Here is a 26,488-nt window from a genome sequence, read left to right on the forward strand (position 1 = left end):
TGGGTTTTTCTACGGCTTCGTTAGCATCCATTATCGAAAAATCAGCCGTTTTGAGCGTATAGGAAAGTACATGACAGATCACATTCCAGATGATATATCCCCTGAAGGCAGAGATCTGCGGGAATATACAGATGAATTACGACACACACATTCCATTGTGAAAAACACTTTAGATGAATGGGTATTGCTTAAACACGCGGATGTTGTGGCCGCAGCTGTAGATCATGTTCGTTTTTCCAATGCAGTGTCTCGTTATTTGCAGATTCCTAATGGTTTGGACGGCGATGAACATTCGCACTACCGGAAAATTATTGACAAGTATTTAACTAAAGAAGCCTTGCTACCCTACGTTTCTAGCTTTCAACATGTGGCTGCTCAACTAATATCAGAATTAAAAAAAGGTGAGGTCTTGGATGCGGTAAGCGATATTGGTGCTATTTTTGCCGTACGAGCCCAATGCGTATGGCTAGGTTGGCCAAGGGAGATGGAGTCGCATTTGTTGCAGTGGATGGCCGATAATCATGCAGCTACCCGTTCAAAAAATCATAAACAAATGGCAGAAGTAGCATATCAATTCGATGAATTAATCAGAGCTATTATTCAGCCGATACGGATGAATAAAACGATGGAGAACAATAGCGTAACGACTCAACTATGCAATGACAATAGCTTGGGGCGTCGACTAACAGAAGAGGAATTGATTTCTATTTTACGTAACTGGACGGGTGGAGACCTTGGATCTATAGCGTTATGTGTTGGTGTTATTGTGCATCAAATAGCACTGAAGCCATATCTCATTGAGCAGTTGAAAATGGCAAGTGACAGCGAAGTAGAAGCATTTATCGACGAGGCGTTACGCATTGATGATCCGTTTGTTTCAAATCGAAGAGTTACAGTCTGCCCTGTACATATTGCCGGAATCACCATCCCCAGTGGAGCCACAGTAAAGTTAAACTGGACCTCTGCTAATCGGGATGAGTCTGTATTCGAAAAAAATAAGTTTAGCCCCGAAAAAAATAGAAAGAATAATCTTGTTTACGGGATAGGGAAACATGTTTGCCCAGGTCGTCTTTTAGCAACATGGGAGCTAAGAATTATGCTGCAAGCATTATTATCATCAGTGCAAACAATTAAACTAGCCACCAATCAAAAAGTAGAACGAGAAGTTGCACCTCTAGGAGGGTATCATAGGGTGCCTATTGTGCTTTCATGAGTATTTTTGGGTGCTCCGTTTCCCTTGAACGCAAGCTGTTGTCTATGATGCTAACAAGCATTGCACCGGACAGGCCGGTGAACGCGGCGTTATTCGCCAGTAATCGTGAGGAAATATCCTAATGAGAATGCGAGCTCCTCCAATTCTAGTAGTGTTTTTAATCGCTGTAGTAATGTATCTGGTTGAGCCAATATCGCCCGTTTTAGACATTGATCACCCAGCCAATCTAATAGCCTCTATCGTTGCGTTTCTGTCCGGGGTAATTTTTTGTCTGCTTGGTGTTTACGAATTTCGGCGTGTGCATACAACTGTAGATCCATTAAACATTGAAAAAGCAACAACTCTCGTTACATCGGGTGTGTTTGGTGTCTCTCGTAATCCAATGTATGTAGGCTTTGCATTTATTCTCTTTTCATTTGTACTCTATTTGAAATCGCCGCTCTTAGTAATTGGTGTGTGTTTTTTTGTTGTCTATATCACCAAGTTTCAAATATTGCCAGAAGAGCAGGCCATGCTCACAAAATTTGGCAATCAATATCAGCAATATATGCTCAAGGTGCGCAGGTGGCTTTAGCGTATACAAGCGGCTGTGGTAATGACCAAAATGGAAATGCTTTGAGTCTGGGCATAAATCTTAATTGTGGGGGTTTTTATGGGGGCAATTATTGTTTTTATATTAATACCAATTATCTGCGCGATAATTTGCTATTCAGTTGCTAAAAAGCGCAATGCGGCTGTTCCATTTTGGGTTGTAATGGGCGCTTTATTTGGCCCTTTGGCTTTGCCATTTGTGTTCATGGCAAAACCAAAAAATAAAACTATGTAGATATGATTGTTGAACTTCCCTGTCTTGCTGCGTAAAAAACACCGCACTCAGTAATATTTCAATTGCGTTGCCTTTCCTCTAAATACCCGATAAGAAAATATTGTGTAGAGGATGATGGTTGGTAATACGATGACTGCGCCTACCAAGATAAATTTTAACGATTCCGGTGCGCTTGCCGCTTCCCATATGTCGAGTTGGTTGGGGACTACATAGGGATAAAAACTGTAGGCCAGCCCGATAAAACTCAACAGGAAAATCATGGTGGCGCAGGCAAAAGGAATCCAGCAGCCCATATCGTTCGCGTAGGGGAAGTGTTTCAAATAGCGATCCACTGCGAAGAGCAAAACAAAGCAGAAGAATGGGATCACCCACAAAATCATGACCAATGGATTGCCGAACCATTTGTTGAAAATCAAGTCACTGACGAGTGGATTGACGATCGATACGGCAACCAAGCCCAACCCCATCAGCCAACAACATAAACGTGCCCACCATGCGGCGCGTTTTTGCAGTTCTCCTTCGGTTTTTAATACCAACCATGCGGCACCGATAAAGGTATAGCCTGCGGTGACACAAATTGCGCTAAGAGCAGCGAATGCATAGGCGATGAGTGTTTGTTCAAACTCCATTACATAGAGGCCGAGCATAAAACCTTGCGATAAGGTCGCCAGCAGTGAGCCTGCTTTGAAGGTCATGTCCCATAATTTTTTGTGGTCTTCTGGCGATTTTGCACGGAAGTCAAATGCAACTCCGCGCAATATCAAACCTGCAAGCATGATGGTGATGGGAATGTATAAATGAAACAGTATTTGACTGTGCGCGAGCGGAAAGGCAATTAGCAGAATGCCGATGCCAAGTACCAGCCAGGTTTCATTTGCATCCCAAAACGGGCCGATACTGGCGATCATTGCATCGCGCTGTGCTTCGGAATCATTGGGTAACAAAATACCTACACCTAGATCGTAACCGTCGAGAATCGCGTAAACAAAAAAGGCGAGCCCCATCAAGCCGATAAAAATAATCGGCAGCCAAAACGCCTCACCGGATAATGTGCTGATATCAGTCATGTTGTACTCCCGGTAAATTTTTCTCGATCAATTGTTCTTGCAGGGTTTGCACTTCTTCCGGGCGATCAACCAGTACGGATTTTTTCGCCATTAAAAATAATGTGCGGATGTATGCGATCAGCAGGACGACATACAGTGTGAGATAAATTGCGAGTGATGTATCTACGTTTGATGCAGGTGTTTTGGTAACGGCATCGGCAGTTGCAAGCACTCCGGTGACTAACCAGGGTTGACGGCCAATTTCTGTGACATACCAGCCTGCAAGCGTGGCGATCCAGCCGGAGAAGGTCATCGCAACAAATATTTTTAATTGCAGTGGCGATATTTCTTTTTTGCGCCAATAGCTCCAGCAACCCCACCAGGATGCCAACAGCATCAACATGCCCACTCCCACCATAATGCGGAAACCATAAAACATGGGCGCGACAGGCGGATGTGCGTTGGGGAATTCGTTGAGGCCTTTTATTTCGCCATCGACTTCGTGCGTTAATATCAAGCTGGCCAATTTGGGAATTTCAATTGCGTATTGGTTGCTTTGGGTTTCTTTATCGGGAATGGCAAACAACACCAGGGGCGCGCCTTTTTCGGTGTGCCATACCGCTTCTACCGCAGCGATTTTTGCCGGTTGGTATTTCAGGGAATTAAGTCCGTGCAGGTCGCCTAAAAAAATTTGTATGGGAATTAAAATCGCAGCGGCGATGACAGCGGTTTTTAACGCAAGCCGCGGTGCAGGTTTGTGGTCGCCTTTTAAAATACGGTACGCAGATAAACCCGCAATTAAAAATGCGGCGGTCAAACCCGATGCAATTAACATGTGCGCAAGGCGATAGGGCATGGACGGATTAAAAATAATCGCCAGCCAATCGAGCGGATAAGCTTTGCCATCGCGCATTTCAAAACCGGTTGGTGTTTGCATCCAACTATTGAGTGCAATAATCCAAAAAGCGGACATGGTGGTGCCGAAGGCGACCAGCAATGTCGCAATGGTGTGCATGCGGTTGGATACTTTGTTTGTACCGAACAACATGATGCCTAAAAATGTGGCTTCCAGAAAAAATGCTGTGAGTACTTCGTATCCGAGTAGGGGGCCTGCAATATTGCCGACTGTTTCCATATAGCCTGGCCAGTTGGTGCCGAATTGGAAACTCATGGTGATGCCGCTCACCACGCCGAGTGCAAAGGTCAGTGCAAATACTTTTACCCAAAATCGATACGCACGCATCCAGACATCATCGCCTTCACCGTTGTAGCGTATTTTGAAATACACCAGGAACCAACAGAGGGCGATAGAGATGGAAGGAAATAAAATGTGGAATGAAATGTTGGCGGCAAACTGAATGCGGGATAGGAGGAGTGTGTCTAGAGCGCTGGGGTCGAGCATGATTTACCTCGATAAAATTTATTTCGCAGATTCTTTTTTACCGCCGAGCAGGCGATCTTTCATATCCAATACTTTGCCAATGCTGTTGCCGAGCTTGAGCAACTTGCCCAGTTGCGCAGAATCCAGCCGTTGGATTTCCTGTGTCCAGAGCGTGAGCATTTCAATCAGCTCATGCATTTCGCGCATACGTTGTTGCGCGTAAATTTCTGCATCGTTTGCCGGTGTTTCAATTAATAAATTGCGCAGGGTGGACAGTGTTGGATCTATCTCGCGCTTGCGACGTTGTTCAATCAAGGTTTTGGCGATATCCCACACATCGCCCGGCGCAGAGTAAAACTCTTTGCGCTCACCCGGGCGGTGCTGCAGTTTGACCAATTCCCATGACATCAACTCTTTGAGCCCCATGCTGACGTTGGAGCGCGAAATGCCGAGCGCTTCGGTGATGTCGTCTGCACATAAGGGCTCTTTGTTCAGCACCAGGAGCGCATACATTTGCCCAACGGTGCGGTTGATGCCCCAGCGGCTGCCCATCTCACCAAAGTGAAGGATGCAGGATTGGATCATCGGTGTGAGGTTTTCTGGCATGTTGTCATTTCTCAATTTTCAGTAATTACTGAAATTACAGAATTGTTTGATGTAGGTCAAGTTAAATTTGGGTGAATTGCGATCAGTGGGTTGCGCTAAAAGTGCCCACATCGGTCATTGGCGGGCGGTGTGCGCTCTGGCGATGGGGTGGAGAGTGTGTCAAAGGGGTAATATAGGCACCTTGTGATCCGGTGTTCCGGATAATCAATCGGTTGGTTATAGAGAGAGATGTTGCATGACGGATAAGCCCGCTGCCGAATTGGCTAATTTTTTCAATGACTGTGTACAGGCGTTTGAGGGCGGCCACTTGCAGCGATTGGTGCTGTCCAAATACAAAGGCGACGAGGCCGATTTAAACCGCATTACCATCCGCCCGGTGCAGATTAAAGAGCAAAAGTTGCTGTCGTTTCTCTATGAATATCGCACCAACCATGTGACCAAAAATTTCACGCTTAACGAGGCGATTGCGCAATTGCAGCAGTGGTTGGGTAGCGCTTTCCATAATGCGCATATGATCACCGATGAGTGGGAAATACAGTTGAGTTTTAGCAAAAAGGGCAAAGTGCTGATCAATAGAAATCGCAACAAAAATTCAGCGCCGGTTGACGATTCTGCGGCAAGTGATGGTAAAAAAGTGCAGCCGGAATTAGCACACAATCGCACCAAGCTGCGCTATGTGGATCAGAGCCGCCCTTATTTGCGCGAGCTGGGGATTACGGATGCCCAGGGTCAGGTCATTCCGGCAATGTCGCGCAAGTGGAAGCAGATCAATAAATTTATTGAGGTGTTGTCGCTTGCGATCCAGCAAACCGGTTTGGATAAACGTGAAGAGTTGCATATCGCCGATTTCGGCTCCGGCAAAGCTTATTTAACGTTCGCTGTGCATGATTATTTGACGGCGAATGTGCAAGTAAAAACGCAAGTGACGGGTGTTGAGTTGCGCCAGAATCTGGTCGATTTATGTAACCAGACGGCGCAGCGGTTATCGCTTGCGGGCATTAAATTTGAGCAGGGTGATGTGCAACATTTTTCGGCGCAAAATATCAATATTATGATCGCTTTGCATGCGTGCGATACCGCGACTGACTACGCGCTCAATATGGGTATTCGCACCGGTGCAGAGATTATTATGTGTTCGCCCTGTTGCCATAAACAGATTCGCCCGCAAATGAAAAGCCCATTGCTGCTTGCACCGGTTTTGCAACACGGAATTCATTTGGGGCAAGAAGCTGAAATGATTACCGATGGCCTGCGTGCGCTATTACTGGAAGCGCATGGTTACGACACCAAAGTGTTTGAATTTATTTCGCTCGAACATACCAGCAAAAATAAAATGATCCTTGCGCAAAAACGCAGCTCTGCATTACATAAAACCCCGCGCGATAATTCCGATATTTTGCAACAGATTGCTGCCATCAAAGATTTTTATGGCATTCAGGAGCATTGTCTGGAGACTTTGCTGCAGGACTAACCGGGCAAGAGTGTGTATCAGCGTTTCTATTGCTTCAAACGGGGTGCGATCTTCCCACGCCATCTCAATAATGCGCGAGATGTCGGCAGCGGAAAAAGCGATATTTGTTTGCATAACGTCACCTGCAAATGCAAAGTATTACGTTGCAGTGGCGATGCAGATCATTTGAGTAACATAAAAAATCCCGGCCATTGCCCTGACCGGGATTTTTATTGTTCACTGTGTGTTGTTATTTCAAATCCATACAGCTCGCGTAATAACTCACGCTGGCGGGCCAGTCAGAGAAAATTCCGATCACGCCGACATCTTTTGCCAGTACGTGTAAGGCATTCATCATGTCGCCATCATTGTTAATTGCCGGATTGATGGTTTGGTAATACCAACCACCGCCATTTTTTAATGGGCCTGAGCGTTCAAATGACCAGGTGATGATTTTTAATCCGGCTTTTTTTGCATTGCGCGCATATTCTGATGGAATGATTTTATTGTTGTTGTCGAGCGCGAGCAAAACCCAAATGGGTGGAGCGACTATATTGAAGCCCTCATCGGCGTAGAGTTGTAAATCGGCCGCGGTAGGCACATCGGCGATAGTATCGGCATCATCCAGATACACGGCTTGCTTGCCAAATTCCGGCTCGTTTTTAATCCAGTAACGAACATCCTGTATATCAAATGATTGCGGCCAGACATCGCGCGGTTTTACACCGGCGGCTTTGTATTCGTTAATCATTTGCTGTGCATACATCGCCTGGGTGTAGGTGCCTTCAAAGGGCATGGATACGCTGGCCGATTTTAATTCGGGCGTCATTTTTACCCCGAGCTTTTTGAACAGCTGGATGCTCTCGGCGTGTGTCAGCAGTGTGCCTCTATTGGCATACAAGTCGGTGCGCCAATTGGCAGTGCCTTTTAAATATTCATCGACGCTAATGGCTTTGGGGTTGAATGCATCCATTTTGCCTTGCAGGGTTTTAAATTCGGCGAGGGTGATATCGCTGGTGCAACAATTGGCGCTCGCTGCTTTGCCACTGACAGGATCAAACGGCGAAAAATTCTGGCTACATTTGTTCGCGAGTGGCGTGGCGAGGATATTGGTGGTGGTGTGAAGATCGCATTGCGAGTGGCGGCACACCAGTTGTTTATCTTTGGTGAAGGTGACATCGCACTCTACAATTCCGGCACCCATTTTTGCGGCTGCTTCATAAGATTCTTTGGTGTGTTCGGGAAATTGCAGCGGTGCACCGCGATGGCCAATCGAGAAATTGGTTTTTTTAACCGGGTTATTCACGCAGCTTTGTAATGTCTTTTTCAGCGCACTTTCGTCCATGTCACCCACTAAAAAGAATGGGCGCGGCCCCAGTTGGATACGTGGATTTTTATCTTCGTCGTAATGATGATGTTGTGCTTTATTGCTGTGTGCGCAGGCACTGAAGGGGATGGCAACAAGCAAGGCCAATAGGCCGGCGGCGAGATGAACCTGACGTAGCATGGGGAAACCTCCTTGGGGCTAGGGTGGATATTGCACTGCCACCCTAGCCGCGTTTTGTGAAGGTTATTTTCTGGTTTGATGACCGATTGGTGACGCAGTAGAAATTTGTGTTGTGGCTCGCTTTTTTGAGCCTTTTATTCAAAGGTCAATTGTGCCTTTAGCCAGTAAGTCCTTCCTGGTTCATTGATGCGGGTAGTCTGGTCGTAACCGGCAATCATGGCTCCTGCTTTGCTAATGTGCTCTGCATAGGTTTCATTGAGTAGGTTATCAATTCCACTGGTAATCAGCAGGTTTTTATGTGCGCGCCAACCGGAATTGAAGGAGAGCACATTGAAACCTTCGCTGGTACCTATGTCTTGTCCGGCAATATTGCCTTTGTTGACGTCTACCCGCGTTTGGTCGTCCGCCACGCGCCAGAACACACCGGCAGACCAGGTGGGGTTGGTGTAATTTAGACCGAGACGAAGTTCCAGCGGTGGTATTTGCGATAAGTGGGTGTTGTCGGTTTCATTGGTGCCGCGCGTACTGGCCAATGATGCCTCGGTACGCCAACTGTCGGTGATCGCATAGCTGATGTCTGCCTCCAATCCCCAAGTGCTGGCATCGACATTGCGAGTTACAGTGGCGATCCTTGAGCCTGTTGTTCCTGCCGGTTTGTTTACTCGGGACTGGATTAACAGGTAATTATCAATTTCGCTGTAAAACATCGACATACTGCTTTTCAAGCGATGCGTGGTGTAAATGGCACCTATGTCCAACTGGGTGGTTTCTTCTGGTTTGGCATTGAATGCGCTGATGGATTCGGACGATTCCTTGCTGATTAACTCCCAGTAATCCGGGAAGCGCTCGCTGTGCCCAATGCCGGTATATAGCGTGATGGGGCGCATATCTTTTTCGTAGCGCAGGAAGCCGCTGGACAGGTTTTCATTGCGCTCCTGACCTGCAGTGGGATTAGTGTATTGGACGTTGCCAATCATACGGTTAGCAGCGCGCTGGTCTTCTGCATTCCAGTCGTCAAATCGGAGTCCGCTAATGACTCGCTGTTGAGCGCTCAGGGTTTGCGTCCATTCGCCAAAAATGCCTAGCTGTTTGAAGTAGGCATCACCAACCCGCGGCATATCCTGATAGGGCATCATCATCTGGTTGGATGTGGAGCGGTTGGTGTGGTCATTGGTTTGGGTGTCGGCACCGAGGATTAGTTCAGCCGATGAAGTTGGGTTGAGCGTAGCCAATACGCGCGCGCCTTCTGTTTGGCGATCCGGGTTGGAAGCCATTTGCATGGTGGTCATCCCTGTCAGCTTGCGCAGGGAGTAGTTGTCCATCACATGATCGACATAGTTGTAGTAAATCTGTGTTTCCAGTTTTTTCCAAACCGGGGTCAGATTTTTTACGATGAGTTTTGCGCTGAGGTTATCGCGCGCGAATTTTGAGCCGTCCATGCTCCTGTCGGCATAAGCTGCTTCTGCGTCGCTGCGGCTGCCGTTGATTTCGACGATCACATCATCGCTGGGTGTCCAGCCCAGCGTGAGATTGGTGTTCCAGCGGTCGTATTGCGAGTGGACTTCATTGCCGTCGCCGTCTTCGTAATTATCCTGCTGCGAGTGGCTGGCCATGCCGCGCAGGTAAAAATCCGGTGTTCCGCCTTGCAGGTCAATAACTTCATCATCCCGTCCAAAACTGCCGTCTAACAAGCTGCTATGGAATTTCCAGCCAGGCTCAGCCAGGCGCTCGCGGTCGCGCTCAAACAATACGACACCAGCGGAATTTCCCGGACCGTGAATAACCGTTTGCGGGCCTTTGACTAAGCGAATGCGGTCATAGGTCTCGGGGAATACATAAGCGGTCGGGGGATCCATACGGCTTCCGCAACCACCCAATACGAGGTCGCCATCCAATAAAAGCGAAAGGCGCGATCCTGCCATGCCACGAAAGACCGGATCACCACTGGTACCGCCTTTGCGGATCACAGAAAAGCCCGGGATGGTTTTAAGATAATCCGCTCCATCCTGTGCGGGTAGCGGTTGGCGCGGTGCTTTGGGGTCAGTCTCTATGCTGAGAGGAGTATCGGTTTTTACGCCGGTGATGACCATTTCTTCGGTGGTGGAGTCATTTTTGGTTTTTGTTTCGGCATATACCCAAGGAGCAAGCAGTGTGCAAATGGCCAGGCTTATCAGTCGCGGTTTAGCAATCATTATGTTCTCGGTCTTATTGTTAATCATTGGGAGTGAATTAAGGGTGGCGTTATAGATGAGGAATCCAAAAGCCTGCAATGACGACCCCATAGATTTTGACTATGCAAATTGGGGCGATTTTGGTGTGGACAGGTGAGGAATTAACACGGCAGCGCTTGCGGAATCACCATAGGCTTTATCTATGGTGATTCTCTGGACGACCTAAAGTAGATGCTTAATACTCACGTGAATTTTTTTGTTGATTAGTGCGACAACTCTGCGCAAAGGTATTTCATGAACACCAATGACCCTATGGCTGCTTTTTCCCTGCAGCGTCGCCAATTGCTAAAGGGAATGGCTGCTGCCTCACTTCCTTTTGGTTTGGCATCCTGTTCCCCTGCGGAAGACAGCAAATTATTGGTAGTGGGTGGTTTGCCCGTCACCTGTAACCTGACATTGCCTGTTGCCTGCGCCGCCCATTCACTGGCTGGTGTACAAACCAATCCCCAGGGGATTGGCTTTCAGTACAGTAAATACAGCGGGTGGCCGGAGATCAAGGAATCACTAATGACCGGGCGCATCCAAGCGGCATACATGCTGGCTCCCTTGGTGATGGACCTCACCACCAAACAAATCCCACTCAAGGTGGTGTCATTAGGACACCGGTCAGGTGCAGTGATTATGGTGCGCACGGATTCCAACTATCAAAGCTTCAGTCAGTTAAAAGGCAAGCGCATTGCAATCCCGAGCCGTTTTGCGGTGGACTTTCTGTTCTTGCGCAAGATGCTTGCGCAAGAAGGTATGACTCACACTGATATTGAAATCGTTGAAATGCCGCCGCCTGATATGCCCGCAGCACTTTATGCCAATGCTGTAGATGCTTACTGTACCGGCGAACCCTTTGGTGCAGCGGCACAAAAAGCCGGTTATGCGCGTCCGTTGCGGATGACGCGCGACGAGTGGCGCAATTACATCTGCTGCGTCTTGACCGTGCGCGAAGAGTTGATTCAATCACAGCCAGAAGTAGTGCAAGATCTTGTTAACCATGTGATGAGTGCGGGTGCGTGGTTGGATCAGGGGATGGCGAATCGTGAAAAAGCGGTTCAGATTGCTGCTGGCCGCCAATTCTTCAATCAAGATCCCAATATTATTCGTTTCGTGATGGAGAATCCTGAAGATCGTGTGACATATGGCGATATGCGCATGATCAAAGATGAGTTCAATGAACTGATGGAATTGTCTATCGCGGCGGGTACCTTGACCAAGCCGGTTGCATTTGAAAACTATGTAGATGAAACCTTCGTTAACAATGCCAAACCGGTTGCTATTACGGTTTAGTATCAGGATGTGATGATGATTCGTTTGCTCCTGATGAGTGTGTTTTGTTTTGCAATCGCAAACAATGCTGTTGCAAATAATGCAGTATTAAAATCCGGTGTGTTTGAACCACCGCGCATGGCTCCGGATTTTTCTCTGGCTAGCTCCCGCGATAATGTATTCACGCTAAGCGAACAGCGAGGCAAGCTAGTCGTATTGGGTTTTGGCTTCAGCTATTGCCCTAATGTTTGTCCTATGACGCTCGCCAACCTTGCGCAAACTGCGAAGCATCTGGGTGCCCTCGCTGATCAGGTGCAAGTGGTGTATGTCACCGTCGATCCTGAACGCGATACTGCGGACCGCTTGCGCGAATATCTCGCCAACTTTAATCCGAATTTTATTGGTGTTACCGGTTCGGTTGATGAGCTGGCGGCAGTGCGCCAAGCTTACGGCATCATCGCAAAAAAAGAAGTGCACAAAAATGGCGGGACTTATGAAGTGCACCATTCCTCCTATCTTTATTTGATCGACCGCGAGGGTTTATTGCGCGCGCTGGTGCCGTTTGGAAAAAGTGCAGATGACATAGCGCATGACATCAAATTATTACTGCAAGATAAAAACCAACAGGCGGCATTATGAGGCTGGCACGTGTGTATGTGCGGTTGTTGATATTAGCTGCCGGTATTCTCATCACAGTTTTACTGTGTGCTTTTTTTCCGGTTCGCTACGATTCCCGCGAAGAAATTTTTGAGATTCCCAAGGGGACATGGGCACAGCGTATGGCAGGTAATCCGGTTAGTATTTTGCCCGACCAGATTTATTTGGCGCTGGGAGTGCGCGACTTTTTGGTATTGCGCAATCTGGATGATGTGCCCCAAATGTTTGGGCCGACATTGATTATGCCGGGGCAAAGTTTCAAGCTGCCATTTGAATTAGCCTCTGAATATGATTTTGCCTGTACCGCCCACGCGAGCGGGCAAATGCGGGTAGTGGTGGATCCAGAGCCCACACCAGGGTGGAATCGTTTGCGGTGGCGGATGAAAAATTTGCTGCGGTAATCGTTGTAAAAATTTACATAATAAAAGGGTAGTTGCTGTGATAAAAATTGAGAAAATAATCCCGCCAGTAGTGTTGATTACAACGCTAATTGCAGTCTGGTGGATAGTGGTTGTCAAAACCGGCAGTGTGATTTTTCCGACACCATTGCAGGTGGTAACCGGAACGCTGGAATTAATTGAAGATGGAACCTTATGGGAGCATATCAGCTCATCACTGATGCGTGTTGGTACCGGTTTTTTACTGGCCGTCGTTACGGCGATCCCATTGGGATTATGGATGGGGCGTGTTGATAGCGCTTACGCTACATTGAATCCAGTTTTTCAAATTATGCGCCCCATCTCCCCTATTGCCTGGATTCCGTTGGCCATTCTTTGGTTCGGTGTGGGTAATGCTTCGCCGATATTTTTGATTTTTATTGCAGCAGTATTCCCGCTGATTGTTCAGACGGCCGCGGGGGTGCACACCATTGAGCCGCGCTATTTAAATGCCGCCGAAAATTTTGGGGTGTCGCGTTACAAACTCTATCGGCAAGTGGTAATTCCTGCTGTATTGCCAGATCTGATCGTGGGTATGCGCATTTCGCTGGGTGTCGCTTGGCTGGTCGTGGTTGCAGCGGAAATGATTGCGTTGCGCTCTGGTCTTGGTTACATGATTATGGATTCACGCAATGCTGGTAATCGTTATGACTTGGTAATTGCGGGCATGATTATTATTGGCGTCATCGGACTTTTGTTGGACGGGTTGATGAGACTAATGGAAGGGCACAAATCAGTAAGGTGGCGTTATGACCGATAAGATTGTTATCAAAAATATTAAAAAATGTTTTTCATCTGGCAATGAAACAAAAACTGTCATCGATGGTATTGATCTGACGATTGCGGATGGCGAATTTATTGCGATTGTAGGACCGTCCGGTTGTGGCAAATCCACATTGATGAACATGATTGCCGGATTTATGTTGCCCGATGAGGGCAGCATTGCGATTGACGGTGTGGTGCGCAAAGGCCCCAACTCCAATGGCATTTTAATTTCCCAATATGGGTCGGTTTTCCCTTGGTTAACCGTACAACAAAACTTGATGTTTGGTTTAAGTGACGAACACAGCGATAAAGCAGCCGTTGCCGATCATTATGCGGATTTAGTGGGCTTGAAAGGTTTTGAGCAACATTATCCGCGCGAGTTGTCGGGTGGTATGTTGAAACGCGCGGAAATTGCGCGCGCACTCGCCGTTAAGCCGGAAATTCTGTATATGGATGAGCCGTTTTCTGCGCTCGATGCGTTAATGAGTTTGCGTATTCGAACGGAGTTATTGCGCATTCTTGAGGAAGAGCGCCACACAGTTATTTTGATTACTCACGATGTTGAAGAGGCTGTACATCTTGCGAATCGTGTTGTTGTGCTTTCTAATCGTCCAGCAACTATCCAAACAATTTTTGAAGTGCCGTTTGAGCATCCACGAAAATTATCAGATCCCGCACTACAAAAATTGCGCGATGACATTTTGCGCGAATTGGGTATTGAATGTTAATAAAAAGCCGGCATGTTGCCGGCTTTTTATCAGAGGGCTATTGGAAAAGTAGTTGCGTCACTCGTCGGATGAGTAGGGGTCAAACCAAAGGGATTTATCATTCACCGGCGTCTTGGGTGGGAGCCCGGGGTTTTGTAATTGAATCAGTGTGCGGCTTTTCAGGTTGGTTTTCTCAATCGCGTCTTTCACTGTTGGGTCATTAAAAAAGTAATCGCTGAAACTGCCATCTTCAATGGCTATGCGCAGGCCGCGCTCAATATCTGCCGCTAATTGGGTATTGGATTTATTTACAAAAAAATAGAATGGGTTGGTATAGGACAGCAGCAGGTTTTGCTCAACATCCAACGCCAGTTTGGGGTAGCGTTGTATTTCCGCCCAGGGTTCGTGCGCGCCGCGTGGGAATGCATCAAAACGGTCGCCGTCGAGCATGTAAAAAAGCCCTTCGTATTTCAGTACTTTCACCACATTCAGATTGTTGGCGACGAGCACGTTGGTGTCTGCCCAAAAGCGCCCCTGACCGAGCGACACGCGTTTTAAATCCTCCCGATTTTGAATCCCGTTGAATTTGGCTTGGGTGCCTTTTTTGATCATTAAGACGCGATAACCCAACAGGCCACGATAAATACAGATTCGGATGGGCTGCAGGCGCTCCTCCAGATCATTCGTCGTGGCGTACCAGACTACATCCAGTTGGTTGTCGATCAACATGCTGACCATGCGCTCTTCGCTAGTGTTGGGGATGGTCTCCTGCACGGCATATTTTCCCGACACTTTGCTGAGCGCAAGTTGCAGCAGGCCTTTAGCATAAATTTCGATACTGTTATTGCCTTGCACTGTGCGTACAGGCTTTGCCTGAATCGGTAGCGATAAGGCAAGCGCACAGGCCATTAGGATGAACATGCAGATATGGCTTGAATAGGCGTGGTTGTATCGGGTCATTTGGATTGTCCTACACTAGTATACAATCCCATTACTTTAGTTGAGTTTGGTGCAATTGCATGGGCTTTTTAATATCGGAAGACGATAAAAAACCACCACACCCGTTGAGGTTTCCCTAACGACAGCCACCAAAAGGCGGTCGCCAAAAGAAAGGTGCGGTGGCAAAAGCGGCCCATTACAGAACAGGTGTGGCTGAACGACCTGCCTGCACGGGTCATTGGAAGCAAGTGAGCCAATTGGATAGTGAAGTCACCGCTGGGGAGAAGTCACTTCATATCCAAAAAGCTCACTGTTACACGTTACAAACCACTGAAGGTACTGCGGTTGCCGAAGCTGCCTCAGGTGAATTCAGGTGTTTGTTGCCAATTGCTGTGTGGGCAGCGATTGGCTGTACCGGCTATGTGGGCGAACCGGTACTTGCAGCAACTACCTCTGCCTGGTGTTCCTAGTCCTTGGCGGGGGTGGTTTTGCTGTTCAGGGTTACAGGCTTTTCATAAGTAAAAGGCTGTAATAATTCATCGGGTTTGCCCTTGCAGGCTTTGGCCAATAACTCACGGCGTTGGGCTAACAAAATACCGATGGCTTCGCTGTGCTGTTCATCGATGCCGGGAATATTGTCTTCAATTAATTGAGTGATATTAGCGGCCAGCTCCAGATACTTATCGTGCTCTTCTGCGACTTTTCTATCTTCAAACATGCTGCCATCCCGATCACATAGCCATACGGCGACTACTGCCATGGGTAAACCCTCGAAAGTGTTGTTACTGTTTTTATATACAGTATTGTTTGGTGCGTTGAATGTCAAACAGATTTTTTATTGGATTTTGGTGCAGGTGAATTCGGGGGCGCTGTTACCCCATGTCACGCGCGCTTCGCCCCGGTGTTCCCAAAAGCTTTCATTCTTATTCGCAGGCGATAAGCGAGAGGCCGCCGATGATAAAACCGGCGAGTCCAAGTGATACTTTAACCATGACTTTCTCCTTGAGTGCGATACGGGTGTTGTCCCCGAGTATATCAGCCGTGGATAATGCGGCATCTTTTCATCCGCACAGGATTGTTTCGTGTCTGATTCCGAGTCGCCAACCCCATCTCCCAAAGACCAGCCGCCTTCGACCGTCACAGCCAAACCGCGCAGCTTGTTGCGTTCCAGTTTGCTGACCGGCTCGATGACCATGGTGTCGCGTGTGCTGGGATTGGTGCGCGACATTGTGTTGGCGAATGTGCTGGGTGCGGGCGGGGCGATGGACGCCTTTGCCATCGCGCAGAAAATTCCCAATTTTTTCCGCCGTTTGTTTGCCGAAGGTGCTTTTTCCCAAGCGTTTATTCCGGTGCTATCCGAGTATCGCGAGAAAGGCTCCCATGCCGCCGTAAAAGAGTTGGTCGATAAAGTCGCCGGTTGTCTCGGCTCGATGCTGCTGTTATTCACCCTGTTGGGATTGGTCGGCGCAGTCGGTTTTGCCTATATATTCGGTTACGGTTACGCGGATGAGCCAGAAAAGTTTTCGCTGCTGGTCGAATTGGTGCGCATCACGTTTCCGTATTTGATGTTGATCTCCCTGACGGGCTTTGCCGGTGCGATTCTAAATAGCTACGACCGCTTTGCGATTCCGGCGGTCACTCCGGTTTTCCTGAATATTTTTATGATTGCCGCGGCGCTGCTGGTGGCGGATTTCTTCTCCAGCCCTGCGTATGCATTGGCGTGGAGTATTGTGGTGGCGGGTGTGTTTTCGCTGCTGTTTCAACTGCCGTTTTTGAAGCAAATTCATTTGTTGCCATCGCCCAAGCTGGATTGGTCGCACCCCGGGGTAAAACGCATTCTGGTTTTGATGGCACCGGCGCTGTTTGGAGTATCCGTAAGTCAATTGAACCTGCTGCTGGATTCGGTGATTGCCACCATGTTGGGCGATGGTGCAGTGAGCTGGTTGTTCTATTCCGACCGTTTAGTGGAACTGCCACTCGGGGTGTTTGGCGTTGCGATTGCGACGGTGATCATGCCCGGTTTATCGCGCTTGAGCGCGGCGCAGTCGGGCGAAAAATTCAGCCAGATGCTGGATTGGGCGATCCGCTTTGTGGTGCTCATCGCGCTGCCTGCAACGCTGGCGCTGATTATTCTGGCAGAGCCGATTCTGTACACGCTGTTCTATCACGGCGAGATGAAACAGGATGATATTTTGATGTCGTCCTACAGTCTCAAAGCCTACGCGCTAGGGCTGTTTGCGTTCATGCTGATTAAGGTGTTGGTGCCGGGTTATTTTGCGCGGCAGGATATGAAAACCCCGGTGCGCACCGGAATTATCGCCATTTTTGCCAATATCATCATGAAGCCGATTGTTGTCATTCCCTTGGTAATGTTGTGGGGGATTGGGCATGTCGGCCTCGCTTTTACAACTGCGATGGCGGCCTACGTCAACGCGTATTTGCTGTATCGCGGCTTGCGCAAGGAGGGGGTTTATGACCCCGCCGATACCTGGCCCAAGCTGTGGCTGCGCTACGGTGCGGCGAATCTGGTTATGGTTGGTGTGTTGCTTGGGTTCCTTTGGTCATGGCACTTGTGGGCTGAATGGGGTGCGATGGAGCGAATCCTGCGTTTGGCGTTGGTCTGCGTGGTGGGGCTGACGGCCTATCTGGTCGCCTTATTTGCTGTTGGTGTGCGTTTGCGGGATTTCAAAGCGCAGCAGTAATCTCATATCACCGAAGGCACCGGTCCAAATTTTCACGGGGTAGGCTCAGGTGCCGCCGCTCCTGTATACTGCCCGCCTTATTTTTTGGGCGATTTTTCCAGCCACTCTGTGGCAAACAGGGCGAGCTGTGGCAAATCAGTGCGAGGTCAGTACACGAGTGAATCCAGCGGCACATGCGTTTATTCGCGGGTTGCACAACCTGCGCCCCTGGCACCGTGGCTGTGTGGCAACTATCGGCTCCTTTGATGGTGTGCACCTTGGTCATCAAGCCATCCTTCGTCAATTGATTGAGGTCGCCAAGCAGCATAATTTGCCAGCAGTGGTCATTGTGTTTGAACCTCAGCCGCATGAATTTTTTTTACGCGATAAAGCACCCGCACGGTTGATGCGCCTGCGCGATAAAATTCAGGCACTGCTCGCCGCTGGTGTTCAACGTGTACTCTGCGTACGCTTTAACGACCCCTTGCGCAGTCTTTCTGCCGAAGCTTTTGTGCAAAAAGTCCTGCTCGATGGTTTGGCGATCAAACACTTGGTTGTGGGCGATGATTTTCGCTTTGGCTGTGATCGCCGCGGCGACTTTGCGCTCCTGCAGCGCATCGGTAGCGAGCGCGGTTTTGATGTAAGCGATACCTGTACCCTGGAAATAAAGGGTGAGCGTGTCAGTAGCACCCGTATCCGGCAATTGCTTGAAGCAGGCGATTTTGCGCAAGCGGAAACTTTGCTGGGTAAGCCTTACAGCATCCACGGGCGCATCGGCTATGGGCAACAATTGGGTCGCCAATTGGGTGTGCCTACGGCGAATGTGCATTTGCATCGGTATCGTTCACCGCTGCATGGGGTTTTTACTGTTTCAGTAAAATTTCGTGATGGCAGCAGTGGGCGGGGTGTCGCCAACATCGGTGTTCGCCCAACAGTAACGGGCGACAAAAAACCGTTACTTGAAGTACACCTGTTTGATTTCACGCGCACCATCTATGGCGAAATGATCGATGTGATTTTTCATTCAAAATTGCGAGATGAAAAAAAATTCAATTCATTGGAAGAGCTGCAACTGCAATTGCAAACGGACATTGCCCAAGCCCGACAATTTTTCTCACACTTCCCTGTTTAATTATCGTTAACAAAGTTGACCGTGAATCATGACTGATTACAAAGCTACACTGAATTTGCCCACCACCGGTTTTGCGATGAAAGCAAACCTCGCCCAGCGCGAGCCGGACATGCTCAAACAATGGCAAGCGAGCGATTTGTATCAACAAATTCGTGCAGCGCGTGCGGGGCGCGAGCAATTTATTTTGCACGACGGCCCACCCTATGCGAATGGCGATATTCATATCGGTCACGCGGTTAACAAAATTCTTAAAGACATCATCGTCAAAAGCAAAACCCTGAGCGGTTTTGATGCGCCCTATGTGCCCGGTTGGGATTGTCACGGTCTGCCCATTGAGCACAACGTGGAGAAAAAAATCGGCAAAGCGGGCGATAAAGTCGATGTAAAAACTTTCCGCAACAAATGCCGCGAATACGCCGCCAAACAAGTGGATGGCCAGAAAGCTGACTTTGTGCGCTTGGGGGTTTTAGGTGAGTGGGACAAACCCTATCTCACCATGGATTACAAATTTGAAGCGGACATTATTCGCGCGCTCGGCAAAATCGCTGAAAACGGCCATCTGCACAAAGGGTTTAAACCTGTGTACTGGAGCGTGGTCGGTGGTTCTGCACTGGCTGAAGCGGAAGTGGAATATCAGGATAAAACCTCTTTTTCTATCGACGTAAAATTTGCCTTTGTCGATCAAGCAGCGATTGAAAAAGTCATTTCCGAATTAAGCGGCAGCGGAAAAATTTCCTTAGTCATTTGGACTACCACGCCTTGGACCTTACCTGCTAACCAAGCAGTTTCTGCCAATGCAGAAGTGGATTACGCCTTGGTGCAAGTTGGCGACGAACGTCTGCTGGTTGCTGAAACTTTAATTGGCAGCGTACTCGCGCGTGCAAAAATTGAAAGTCATGAAATCGTTGGCCGGGTAAAAGGCGCGGCGCTGGAAAAACTGTTGCTGCAACATCCTTTCTATGCGCGCCAGGTGCCGGTGATTCTTGGCGATCACGTCACTACTGATGCCGGTACCGGTTTTGTGCACACCGCACCGGATCACGGCGCCGACGACTTTACTGTTGGTTTGAAATACGGAATCGGCACACTCAATTACATCGACGATCACGGCACTTATCGCCCCAGCGTAGAAATTTTTGCGGGCGATCATGTTTACAAAGTGGATGAAAAAATCATCGCCTTGTTAATTGAAAAAAATGCACTGCTCGCCCAAGGCAAAATCACCCACAGCTTCCCGCACTGCTGGCGCACCAAAACCCCGCTGATTTTCCGTGCGACACCGCAATGGTTTGTGAGCATGAGCAAAAATAATTTGCGCGATCAAGTGGCAAAAGCCGTTGATGGCGTGCAATGGGTACCGGATTGGGGCAAGGCGCGGATTGATGCCATGTTGGCCACATCGCCGGATTGGTGTATCTCGCGTCAGCGCACTTGGGGCGTGCCCATCGCGTTGTTTGTGAATAAAGAAACGCAAGAGTTGCATCCGGAAACTGCACGTTTAATCGAAGCGGTTGCGCAAAAAGTTGAGCAAAGCGGGATGGATGCCTGGTTTGAATTGGATGCCGCCGAATTGCTCGGTGCCGATGCCGATAAATACCAAAAAGTGACCGACACATTGGACGTTTGGTTTGATTCCGGTGTAACTCATTTTGCTGTACTCGCGCAGCGCGCCGGTTTGCGTTTCCCGGCGGATTTGTATCTGGAAGGTTCAGATCAACATCGCGGTTGGTTCCAGTCATCACTGAAAACTTCTATGGCGATGCACGCCGTGCCGCCTTACAAAACCGTATTAACCCACGGTTTTGTGGTGGATGCGCAAGGGCGCAAAATGTCCAAGTCGATTGGCAATGTGATTCCGCCGCAAAAAGTCGTCAACGATTTGGGTGCAGACGTATTGCGCCTCTGGGTTGCGGCAACGGATTTCAGCACCGAGATGAGTGTGTCCGATGAAATTCTAAAACGCACCGCGGATTCTTATCGCCGTATTCGCAATACCGCGCGTTTTATTTTGTCCAACTTGACCGGTTTTAATCCGGCGACAGATGCGGTTGCGCCAGAAAATATGCTGCAGTTGGACCGCTGGATTGTGGCGCGCACCGCGCAATTGCAGCAGGAGATTATCGCTGCTTACGACAGCTACCAATTACATTTGATCTACCAAAAGCTACACAACTTCTGTGTGGTGGAATTGGGTGGTTTCTATCTCGATATTATTAAAGATCGCCAGTACACCGTAAAAGGCGATGCACTGGCACGCCGCTCGGCACAAACAGCATTGCAACATGTGATCGAAGCTATGGTGCGCTGGATCGCGCCGATTTTAAGTTTTACCGCCGATGAAATTTGGAAAGAAATTGCCGGCGAGCGCGAAGCCAATGTGTTTGTTGCAGAGTGGTACGCATTGCCAACCATGCCAGCGGATTCCTTTGCTGACAGCTACTGGGATTTGATCGCCCAAGTCAAAGATGCCGTAAATAAAGTGCTCGAAGCAAAACGCACTGCTGGTGAAGTTGGTGGTTCATTGGGCGCGGAAGTGATTTTGTATTGCGACGAAAAATTGCAAAGCGAATTACAAAAACTCGCCAATGAATTGCGCTTTGTTCTGATTACGTCTACTGCTGAGCTTCGCCCCTTGGCACAGGCGCAGCAAGCCGAGGTAACGGATGTTGCCGGTCTGCAGGTGGCAGTGAAAAAATCAGAGCACGCTAAATGCGAACGCTGCTGGCATCATCGCGCCGATGTGGGCGCTAACGCCGCGCATCCAACCATTTGTTTGCGTTGTGTGGAAAACGTTGATGGTGCGGGTGAATCCCGTCACTTTGCTTAATGAGACTCAGTGGGTGTTGCCGTTGAAAATTTATCAGAAAGCCTGGTTTTGGTATGTCGTTGCGCTTGTGATTGTGGCACTGGATCAAGCCAGCAAACACGCAATTGAAGCCGCATTTGAAGACGGTGAAACCTTGGTGTTTACGTCGTTTTTCAATTTTACTTTGGCCTATAACACCGGCGCGGCATTTAGTTTTCTTGCTGATGCTGGTGGTTGGCAGCGCTGGTTTTTTGCGGTGATTGCGTTAGTGGCTAGCGTGTTATTAAGTGTATGGATAGCGCGCTGCGTCCAACAAAAACCACGTGAGGCTTTTGCCTTGGCGTTTATCTTAGGTGGCGCCATCGGTAATTTGTATGACCGGATTGTGCTCGGGCATGTGGTGGACTTTATTGTGGTGCACTATCAGGATAATTATTGGCCCGCATTCAATCTCGCTGATTCGGCGATTAGTTTGGGTGCTGTCGTATTGATTATCGATATGCTGTTCAGCAAAGAAAATGGTAAAGAGAATTCGAAAAATGCGTAATCTGGCAATTGGACCTGGTACCAAAATTACCTTGCATTTTGCATTGCAATTAGACAGCGGTGAGATCGTTGATTCTAATTTTGAGCGTGACCCCGCTACCTTCACCGTGGGTGACGGCAATTTACTGCCGGGCTTTGAAAAAGCATTGTTCGGCATGCTCGAAGGCGAGCACAAAACGGTGGTGATTAAACCGGAAGACGGTTTTGGTCAGCGTAACCCGAATAACATTCAGGAAATTGCCCGTAGCCAATTCAGCCCGGATCTGGAATTAAGTGAGGGACTGATGTTGTCATTTGCGGATGCACAAAAAACAGAATTGCCCGGTGTAGTCCAGCGTTTTGATGATGAAGTCGTTGTTGTCGATTTTAATCACCCGCTTGCAGGGCGCGATATCTTATTTGAAGTGGCTATTATCAAAATCGAACCGGTTCAGGTGCACTGATCATGACGCAAATCAAACTCGCCAATCCTCGTGGCTTCTGTGCTGGTGTCGATCGCGCAATTGATATTGTAAATCGCGCCCTTGATGTATTCGGTGCGCCAATTTATGTGCGTCACGAAGTTGTACACAATAAATTTGTAGTAGATTCGCTGCGCGAGCGCGGCGCCATTTTTGTCGATGAGGTGGATCAAGTTCCTGATAACGTCATTCTGATTTTTAGCGCACACGGCGTCTCCCAGGCGGTGCGTAAAGAAGCAGAAGATCGCGGTTTACAAGTGTTCGATGCAACCTGTCCGCTAGTGACCAAAGTGCATATTGAAGTAACACGTTACAGCCGCGAGGGGCGCGAGTGTATTCTGATTGGTCACGAAGGGCATCCGGAAGTTGAAGGCACTATGGGGCAGTACGATACCAGTAATGGTGGTGCCATTTATTTGGTGGAAGATGAAGCGGATGTTGATGCGCTAATTGTGAATGATCCTGAAAATATTGCCTATGTAACACAGACGACTTTATCCATGGACGACACCGCCAAAGTGATTGAGGCTCTGCGTAATAAATTTCCCAAAATTCAAGGGCCTCGTCGCGACGACATTTGTTATGCCACTACCAATCGACAGGATGCAGTGCGCCAGCTCGCATTAGAATGTGATCTTGTGTTAGTAGTGGGGTCTCCAAATTCGTCCAACTCAAATCGTTTGCGCGAATTGGCGGAGCGTTGCGGTACTGAAAGTTATTTAATTGATGGTCCGGAGGATATTAATCCTGAGTGGATACAAAATCGCACGGCGATTGGTATTACAGCGGGAGCGTCAGCGCCGGAAATTTTAGTTAAACAAGTGATCGATAAATTAAAAGCCTGCGGTGCCCAGGCTCCTGTAGAAATGGATGGTACACCGGAAAATATTAGTTTTTCTTTGCCTAAAGCGCTGCGGATTTAAAAGTGCAGCTGGAAAATTACACCAGCGCTTAGTGTTGGTAATAGAGCCGGCTCAGCGGGCAATAGTGCACTCTTCGGGAGGTAATTTTGCTATGCGTGTTCGTCCTCCTCGCGATAGAACAAGTGCGTAGCCGCTGCCATGTTGTTCCGGGCAAATTTTTATCGTTCCTGCCAAAAATGCACCGGCATTTGCCTTGCCGGGTTTTCTTCCCTCTCCAGTGCCAATGAATGATATGTAGCTATCCATCGGTGCTTTTGCGCTGCTGATGGATACGCCTGTCAGTGTTCCCTCTCTACGAATCATGATTTCGTCTTCGTCGTAAGTGCCGTCATTATCACTATCGATAAACAATATCCACCCGCTGTGCCATTTTTTATCGTTCGCTAACAGCATTGTGCGGGTATTTTTGAATATTGCGGTTGAGCGGCTTGTTTCGATGGCATCCAGTAGCGCGAGTGCAGCTACCTCTGTTCGCGATTGGTAAAGTTGTTTATTGAAACTGGGAATGGCTATTGCAAGTGTGATGCCGATTATCACTAAGGTGATAAGCAGTTCATATAACGTAAATCCCTTTGATTTCATTCCGGATCCTTCCTGATGCCCATTGCGGGCAGTGAGTTGATTTTGGTGCCATTGGCGGCCGCTTATGCATCCATCATGACCGGATGTCGCCATCTTCAAGAGGTGTTCGCACAGGCCGTGCTAAGCTGGCCAAATATAATTAATGCCAATCTCTCTGTCTAGGTGTCATTGGCGTGTCCTTAGAGTATGTAACTTGAGAAGCAATACATGTATTCATACAGAGGTTTTACGTTGATTGAGTTGCTGGTGACATTGGTTGTCACCGCTATTGTTTTGGGGATGGCTATACCGAGCTTCAATTCGCAGATGTTAAATAATCGCGCAGTAGCACTCGGTGAAGATTTTGCATCAGCAATTAATTTTGCCCGTCTGGAAGCGGTCAAACGAAGCAAAAGAGTCACTCTATGTGCAAGTGATGACGGCGCTTCGTGTAGCGGTAATTGGGTAGATGGTTTTATTGTGGTTGTAGATCACGCTACAAGTGATAAAGAGTCTACGCCCGTACTCACCGATGCCTCTCACAGTGAGAGTACAGTATTGAAGGTATGGGGAAAGCAGGATCCTCGTGCAGAGATAAAAGTAACCAGAGGTGGAAGCGATGTTACTTTTGTGCGCTACACCAATATAGGCACCTTGGCACGCATAGATGAAAACCCAATAATTATTGAATCAAAGTTTCAAGATTGTACGGGTGATGCGGCGTGGGAAATCACCATAGGTTTATCGGGGTTGGTCAGTTTGGAGCGCAAGGCATGTCCAGTTACTTGAGTAAAGTGGAGAGTGGTATGGATATGAATAAGGCATCTTCGCGTTCCCAGCGTGGTGTTGGGCTTATAGAGGTTTTGGTGACACTGCTAATTTTGTCTACCTCGCTTATCGCCTTATCTGCATTGCAAACCAAATCGTTGCAATTTAATCAGGGGGCCTATTTCCGTTCGCAAGCAAATATATATGCCTACGATATTTTGGAGCGAATCCGCATTAACAATTCACGCCTTAGTAGTGCACGCGAGGATTTATCTAAATACACGATTGAGAAGACGGCGTTTGAGAAATCTGCAGCGCCAACAGAGCCTATGTCTGCAATTGATCTGTATTACTGGAGAAAAAACATAGCATCGAGCTTGCCTAATGGAACGGGTGCGATTGAATGTGATGATGGCACTAGAATTTGTGAAATTACCATTGAGTGGGATGAAATAAATAGTTCCGATGAAGAATCAGAAAATAAAACCACTTTCAGTTACAAGGCGCGGCTTTGAGGATTAATGTGATGCGTAAGCAGGCGGGATTGTCCCTCGTAGAGTTGATGATATCTATCACATTAGGCTTGGTATTAATGGCCGGTGTTGTACAGATGTTTTTATCGAGCAAGAGAGTGTTTATCACCCAGCAAGGTATGTCCAGAATTCAGGAAACAGGGCGGCTGGGTATTGAATTTATGTCGCGTGATATACGTGCTGCTGCACGCTATGGTTGTTTGCGCTCCGACCCTGCGACTAACAATATTATTTTACAGGATGGCGACTTGGATCTTGGTGGTCTTCATACTGATTTTGCTGAAGGAGTGATGGGGTATGACTCTGCAGAGGATTTGCCAAATGGAGCAGACGAAGATCTGGGGCTGGCAGAAGAAAGGATAGATGAAGACGAAAGTATTATTGTTTTACGCTCTGTTGCTGAGGTCGGTTTCCCAGTCAATAAGACCAGTAATGGTACTCAGGTTTTCGCTTACACCAATGCAACAGCTGTAGTCGACAATTGCGTGGATGATATCTGCAAAAACAAAGCTGTGATTGTGAGTGATTGTTACTCTTCGCGCGTTTTTCAGGTGACGGATTTGTCTGTTGCTGCAAATACACTGACCATTACCCATGCCCCAGGATGGGGAGGCGATGCCGCAAAACAACTGGAGATTTTCTCTGAAGGGGAGGTCGCTCCAATTACTACCACTGTTTATTTTATTGCTGAGGGTGCTGGTGGTCAGCCAAGTTTATGGCAGAGAAAAGATGATGAGGGTGCACTTGAATTGCTCGAAGGTGTTGAACGGATGCGCATTACTTATGCGCCAAGAGCAACGGTTGATAATCCCAACCCGACTTATAGCCTTGCTGCAGATATTGATGCTGTAGAGTGGCCATTAATTAATTCGGTTAGAGTTGAATTGTTAGTTCGCAGTTTGGAAAACAATGTGCAAGAAGATCCGCAGTCTTACACATTTGGTGATGTATTGGTTGACCCTGCAGAGGCAGATCCGGACGATCGCTACTTACGTCAGGTGTTTACGACCACTATTGGTATTCGTAGTCGTGAAAATTAATCGGAAATAGGTATT

At 48.2% G+C, this 26,488-nt stretch carries 28 protein-coding genes; 19 read left to right on the forward strand and 9 right to left on the reverse strand.

The window, feature by feature from the left end:
• The 3 genes from B2739_RS02220 to B2739_RS02230 all read left to right on the forward strand — a co-directional run.
• The coding region (locus B2739_RS02220) for a cytochrome P450 (RefSeq protein ID WP_331344249.1) at positions 1-1,213 on the forward strand (1,213 nt) is incomplete at its 5' end.
• 121 nt (positions 1,214-1,334) lie between these two features.
• Positions 1,335-1,787 (forward strand): isoprenylcysteine carboxylmethyltransferase family protein, encoded by a 453-nt coding sequence (locus tag B2739_RS02225; RefSeq protein ID WP_331344250.1) that lies wholly within the window; start codon positions 1,335-1,337, stop codon positions 1,785-1,787.
• Between the two features lie 78 nt (positions 1,788-1,865).
• The gene (locus B2739_RS02230; RefSeq protein WP_331344251.1) at positions 1,866-2,039 is read left to right on the forward strand and encodes a hypothetical protein; all 174 of its coding nucleotides are present in this window, start codon (positions 1,866-1,868) and stop codon (positions 2,037-2,039) included.
• Positions 2,040-2,086: 47 nt separating this feature from the next.
• Here the strand turns inward: B2739_RS02230 and cydB are convergent, their stop codons facing one another.
• Genes cydB through B2739_RS02245 form a run of 3 tightly spaced genes read right to left on the reverse strand, consistent with a single transcriptional unit; the run spans position 2,087 to position 5,072 of the window.
• Complete coding sequence (gene cydB / locus B2739_RS02235; RefSeq protein WP_331344252.1) at positions 2,087-3,106, reverse strand: cytochrome d ubiquinol oxidase subunit II; 1,020 nt, start codon at positions 3,104-3,106, stop codon at positions 2,087-2,089.
• Positions 3,099-4,487 (reverse strand): cytochrome ubiquinol oxidase subunit I, encoded by a 1,389-nt coding sequence (locus tag B2739_RS02240; protein ID WP_331344253.1) that lies wholly within the window; start codon positions 4,485-4,487, stop codon positions 3,099-3,101. Before B2739_RS02240 ends, cydB begins: the two co-directional genes overlap by 8 nt.
• 18 nt (positions 4,488-4,505) lie before the next feature.
• On the reverse strand, positions 4,506-5,072 hold the full coding sequence (locus B2739_RS02245; RefSeq protein ID WP_331344254.1) for a GbsR/MarR family transcriptional regulator: 567 nt from the start codon (positions 5,070-5,072) through the stop codon (positions 4,506-4,508).
• A 235-nt stretch (positions 5,073-5,307) separates the two neighbouring features.
• On the opposite strand from B2739_RS02245, the gene B2739_RS02250 reads away from it, so the two are divergent.
• A complete protein-coding gene (locus B2739_RS02250) occupies positions 5,308-6,543 on the forward strand; it encodes an SAM-dependent methyltransferase (protein ID WP_331344255.1) in 1,236 nt (411 codons plus the stop codon).
• Here B2739_RS02250 and B2739_RS02255 read toward each other — a convergent pair.
• The 3 genes from B2739_RS02255 to B2739_RS02265 all read right to left on the reverse strand — a co-directional run bounded on the left by B2739_RS02255 (position 6,436) and on the right by B2739_RS02265 (position 10,221).
• Positions 6,436-6,657, reverse strand: coding sequence for a DUF2805 domain-containing protein (locus tag B2739_RS02255; protein WP_331344256.1), 222 nt, complete (start codon positions 6,655-6,657; stop codon positions 6,436-6,438). The genes B2739_RS02250 and B2739_RS02255 overlap by 108 nt on opposite strands.
• 115 nt (positions 6,658-6,772) lie before the next feature.
• Complete coding sequence (locus tag B2739_RS02260; RefSeq protein ID WP_331344257.1) at positions 6,773-8,029, reverse strand: glycerophosphodiester phosphodiesterase family protein; 1,257 nt, start codon at positions 8,027-8,029, stop codon at positions 6,773-6,775.
• A 134-nt stretch (positions 8,030-8,163) separates the two neighbouring features.
• Positions 8,164-10,221, reverse strand: coding sequence for a TonB-dependent copper receptor (locus tag B2739_RS02265; RefSeq protein ID WP_331344258.1), 2,058 nt, complete (start codon positions 10,219-10,221; stop codon positions 8,164-8,166).
• 273 nt (positions 10,222-10,494) lie between these two features.
• Here B2739_RS02265 and B2739_RS02270 point away from each other — a divergent pair, with 273 nt between their 5' ends.
• From B2739_RS02270 to B2739_RS02290, 5 genes are read left to right on the forward strand one after another with little or no spacing between them, the layout of a single operon-like run.
• On the forward strand, positions 10,495-11,538 hold the full coding sequence (locus B2739_RS02270) for an ABC transporter substrate-binding protein (protein WP_331344259.1): 1,044 nt from the start codon (positions 10,495-10,497) through the stop codon (positions 11,536-11,538).
• A 12-nt stretch (positions 11,539-11,550) separates the two neighbouring features.
• The gene (locus tag B2739_RS02275) at positions 11,551-12,156 is read left to right on the forward strand and encodes an SCO family protein (protein ID WP_331344260.1); all 606 of its coding nucleotides are present in this window, start codon (positions 11,551-11,553) and stop codon (positions 12,154-12,156) included.
• A complete protein-coding gene (locus B2739_RS02280; protein ID WP_331344261.1) occupies positions 12,153-12,575 on the forward strand; it encodes a hypothetical protein in 423 nt (140 codons plus the stop codon). The genes B2739_RS02275 and B2739_RS02280 overlap by 4 nt, the downstream gene beginning before the upstream one ends.
• Positions 12,576-12,612: 37 nt before the next feature.
• Positions 12,613-13,371, forward strand: a complete 759-nt coding sequence (locus B2739_RS02285) for an ABC transporter permease (RefSeq protein WP_331344262.1) — start codon at positions 12,613-12,615, stop codon at positions 13,369-13,371.
• A complete protein-coding gene (locus B2739_RS02290) occupies positions 13,361-14,104 on the forward strand; it encodes an ABC transporter ATP-binding protein (RefSeq protein WP_331344263.1) in 744 nt (247 codons plus the stop codon). Before B2739_RS02285 ends, B2739_RS02290 begins: the two co-directional genes overlap by 11 nt.
• Positions 14,105-14,161: 57 nt before the next feature.
• Here B2739_RS02290 and B2739_RS02295 read toward each other — a convergent pair whose 3' ends face one another.
• Positions 14,162-15,043 (reverse strand): diguanylate cyclase, encoded by an 882-nt coding sequence (locus tag B2739_RS02295; RefSeq protein ID WP_331344264.1) that lies wholly within the window; start codon positions 15,041-15,043, stop codon positions 14,162-14,164.
• Positions 15,044-15,231: 188 nt separating this feature from the next.
• On the opposite strand from B2739_RS02295, the gene B2739_RS02300 reads away from it, so the two are divergent.
• Positions 15,232-15,492, forward strand: a complete 261-nt coding sequence (locus B2739_RS02300; RefSeq protein WP_331344265.1) for a hypothetical protein — start codon at positions 15,232-15,234, stop codon at positions 15,490-15,492.
• Here B2739_RS02300 and B2739_RS02305 read toward each other — a convergent pair.
• The gene (locus tag B2739_RS02305) at positions 15,489-15,782 is read right to left on the reverse strand and encodes a YebG family protein (RefSeq protein WP_049630970.1); all 294 of its coding nucleotides are present in this window, start codon (positions 15,780-15,782) and stop codon (positions 15,489-15,491) included. The two genes, B2739_RS02300 and B2739_RS02305, sit on opposite strands and share 4 nt — an antisense overlap.
• Positions 15,783-16,104: 322 nt before the next feature.
• On the opposite strand from B2739_RS02305, the gene murJ reads away from it, so the two are divergent.
• The 6 genes from murJ to ispH all read left to right on the forward strand — a co-directional run bounded on the left by murJ (position 16,105) and on the right by ispH (position 23,571).
• Positions 16,105-17,724, forward strand: coding sequence for a murein biosynthesis integral membrane protein MurJ (gene murJ / locus B2739_RS02310; protein WP_331344266.1), 1,620 nt, complete (start codon positions 16,105-16,107; stop codon positions 17,722-17,724).
• 127 nt (positions 17,725-17,851) lie between these two features.
• Entirely contained in the window at positions 17,852-18,835 is a 984-nt protein-coding gene (gene ribF / locus B2739_RS02315; RefSeq protein WP_331344267.1) for a bifunctional riboflavin kinase/FAD synthetase, read from the forward strand.
• Positions 18,836-18,863: 28 nt separating this feature from the next.
• Positions 18,864-21,662, forward strand: a complete 2,799-nt coding sequence (gene ileS, locus B2739_RS02320; RefSeq protein ID WP_331344268.1) for an isoleucine--tRNA ligase — start codon at positions 18,864-18,866, stop codon at positions 21,660-21,662.
• Positions 21,631-22,188, forward strand: a complete 558-nt coding sequence (gene lspA / locus B2739_RS02325) for a signal peptidase II (RefSeq protein ID WP_414633205.1) — start codon at positions 21,631-21,633, stop codon at positions 22,186-22,188. The genes ileS and lspA overlap by 32 nt, the downstream gene beginning before the upstream one ends.
• Positions 22,181-22,630, forward strand: coding sequence for a peptidylprolyl isomerase (locus tag B2739_RS02330; RefSeq protein WP_331344269.1), 450 nt, complete (start codon positions 22,181-22,183; stop codon positions 22,628-22,630). Before lspA ends, B2739_RS02330 begins: the two co-directional genes overlap by 8 nt.
• A 2-nt stretch (positions 22,631-22,632) precedes the next feature.
• Positions 22,633-23,571 carry a 4-hydroxy-3-methylbut-2-enyl diphosphate reductase gene (gene ispH, locus B2739_RS02335; RefSeq protein WP_331344270.1) on the forward strand — a complete coding sequence of 313 codons (939 nt, stop codon included), beginning with the start codon at positions 22,633-22,635 and terminating at the stop codon, positions 23,569-23,571.
• Between the two features lie 51 nt (positions 23,572-23,622).
• Here ispH and B2739_RS02340 read toward each other — a convergent pair whose 3' ends face one another.
• The gene (locus B2739_RS02340; protein ID WP_331344271.1) at positions 23,623-24,153 is read right to left on the reverse strand and encodes a GspH/FimT family pseudopilin; all 531 of its coding nucleotides are present in this window, start codon (positions 24,151-24,153) and stop codon (positions 23,623-23,625) included.
• Positions 24,154-24,360: 207 nt separating this feature from the next.
• Here B2739_RS02340 and B2739_RS02345 point away from each other — a divergent pair, with 207 nt between their 5' ends.
• Genes B2739_RS02345 through B2739_RS02355 form a run of 3 tightly spaced genes read left to right on the forward strand, consistent with a single transcriptional unit; the run spans position 24,361 to position 26,473 of the window.
• On the forward strand, positions 24,361-24,921 hold the full coding sequence (locus tag B2739_RS02345) for a GspH/FimT family pseudopilin (RefSeq protein ID WP_049630965.1): 561 nt from the start codon (positions 24,361-24,363) through the stop codon (positions 24,919-24,921).
• Positions 24,922-24,938: 17 nt separating this feature from the next.
• Positions 24,939-25,415 (forward strand): type IV pilus modification protein PilV, encoded by a 477-nt coding sequence (gene pilV / locus B2739_RS02350; RefSeq protein ID WP_331344272.1) that lies wholly within the window; start codon positions 24,939-24,941, stop codon positions 25,413-25,415.
• 11 nt (positions 25,416-25,426) lie between these two features.
• Positions 25,427-26,473, forward strand: a complete 1,047-nt coding sequence (locus B2739_RS02355) for a PilW family protein (RefSeq protein ID WP_331344273.1) — start codon at positions 25,427-25,429, stop codon at positions 26,471-26,473.
• Positions 26,474-26,488: the final 15 nt, after the last annotated feature.

The sequence above is a fragment of the Cellvibrio sp. UBA7661 genome (genome assembly GCA_002483365.1).
In the GTDB taxonomy this organism is placed as follows: Bacteria; Pseudomonadota; Gammaproteobacteria; order Pseudomonadales; family Cellvibrionaceae; genus Cellvibrio.

Bases quoted from the DNA above. Each gene is read 5' to 3' on its own strand.
- B2739_RS02280 (WP_331344261.1), top strand. From the start codon at position 12,153: ATGAGGCTGGCACGTGTGTATGTGCGGTTGTTGATATTAGCTGCCGGT.
- B2739_RS02290 (WP_331344263.1), top strand. From the start codon at position 13,361: ATGACCGATAAGATTGTTATCAAAAATATTAAAAAATGTTTTTCATCT.
- B2739_RS02255 (WP_331344256.1), bottom strand. From the start codon at position 6,657: ATGCAAACAAATATCGCTTTTTCCGCTGCCGACATCTCGCGCATTATT.
- B2739_RS02260 (WP_331344257.1), bottom strand. From the start codon at position 8,029: ATGCTACGTCAGGTTCATCTCGCCGCCGGCCTATTGGCCTTGCTTGTT.
- B2739_RS02230 (WP_331344251.1), top strand. From the start codon at position 1,866: ATGGGGGCAATTATTGTTTTTATATTAATACCAATTATCTGCGCGATA.
- B2739_RS02265 (WP_331344258.1), bottom strand. From the start codon at position 10,221: ATGATTGCTAAACCGCGACTGATAAGCCTGGCCATTTGCACACTGCTT.
- B2739_RS02340 (WP_331344271.1), bottom strand. From the start codon at position 24,153: ATGAAATCAAAGGGATTTACGTTATATGAACTGCTTATCACCTTAGTG.
- B2739_RS02345 (WP_049630965.1), top strand. From the start codon at position 24,361: ATGTATTCATACAGAGGTTTTACGTTGATTGAGTTGCTGGTGACATTG.
- B2739_RS02270 (WP_331344259.1), top strand. From the start codon at position 10,495: ATGAACACCAATGACCCTATGGCTGCTTTTTCCCTGCAGCGTCGCCAA.
- B2739_RS02240 (WP_331344253.1), bottom strand. From the start codon at position 4,487: ATGCTCGACCCCAGCGCTCTAGACACACTCCTCCTATCCCGCATTCAG.
- B2739_RS02305 (WP_049630970.1), bottom strand. From the start codon at position 15,782: ATGGCAGTAGTCGCCGTATGGCTATGTGATCGGGATGGCAGCATGTTT.
- B2739_RS02250 (WP_331344255.1), top strand. From the start codon at position 5,308: ATGACGGATAAGCCCGCTGCCGAATTGGCTAATTTTTTCAATGACTGT.
- ispH (WP_331344270.1), top strand. From the start codon at position 22,633: ATGACGCAAATCAAACTCGCCAATCCTCGTGGCTTCTGTGCTGGTGTC.
- B2739_RS02295 (WP_331344264.1), bottom strand. From the start codon at position 15,043: ATGACCCGATACAACCACGCCTATTCAAGCCATATCTGCATGTTCATC.
- B2739_RS02330 (WP_331344269.1), top strand. From the start codon at position 22,181: ATGCGTAATCTGGCAATTGGACCTGGTACCAAAATTACCTTGCATTTT.
- lspA (WP_414633205.1), top strand. From the start codon at position 21,631: ATGGTGCGGGTGAATCCCGTCACTTTGCTTAATGAGACTCAGTGGGTG.
- B2739_RS02245 (WP_331344254.1), bottom strand. From the start codon at position 5,072: ATGCCAGAAAACCTCACACCGATGATCCAATCCTGCATCCTTCACTTT.
- B2739_RS02275 (WP_331344260.1), top strand. From the start codon at position 11,551: ATGATGATTCGTTTGCTCCTGATGAGTGTGTTTTGTTTTGCAATCGCA.
- B2739_RS02225 (WP_331344250.1), top strand. From the start codon at position 1,335: ATGAGAATGCGAGCTCCTCCAATTCTAGTAGTGTTTTTAATCGCTGTA.
- cydB (WP_331344252.1), bottom strand. From the start codon at position 3,106: ATGACTGATATCAGCACATTATCCGGTGAGGCGTTTTGGCTGCCGATT.
- pilV (WP_331344272.1), top strand. From the start codon at position 24,939: ATGGATATGAATAAGGCATCTTCGCGTTCCCAGCGTGGTGTTGGGCTT.
- B2739_RS02355 (WP_331344273.1), top strand. From the start codon at position 25,427: ATGCGTAAGCAGGCGGGATTGTCCCTCGTAGAGTTGATGATATCTATC.
- ileS (WP_331344268.1), top strand. From the start codon at position 18,864: ATGACTGATTACAAAGCTACACTGAATTTGCCCACCACCGGTTTTGCG.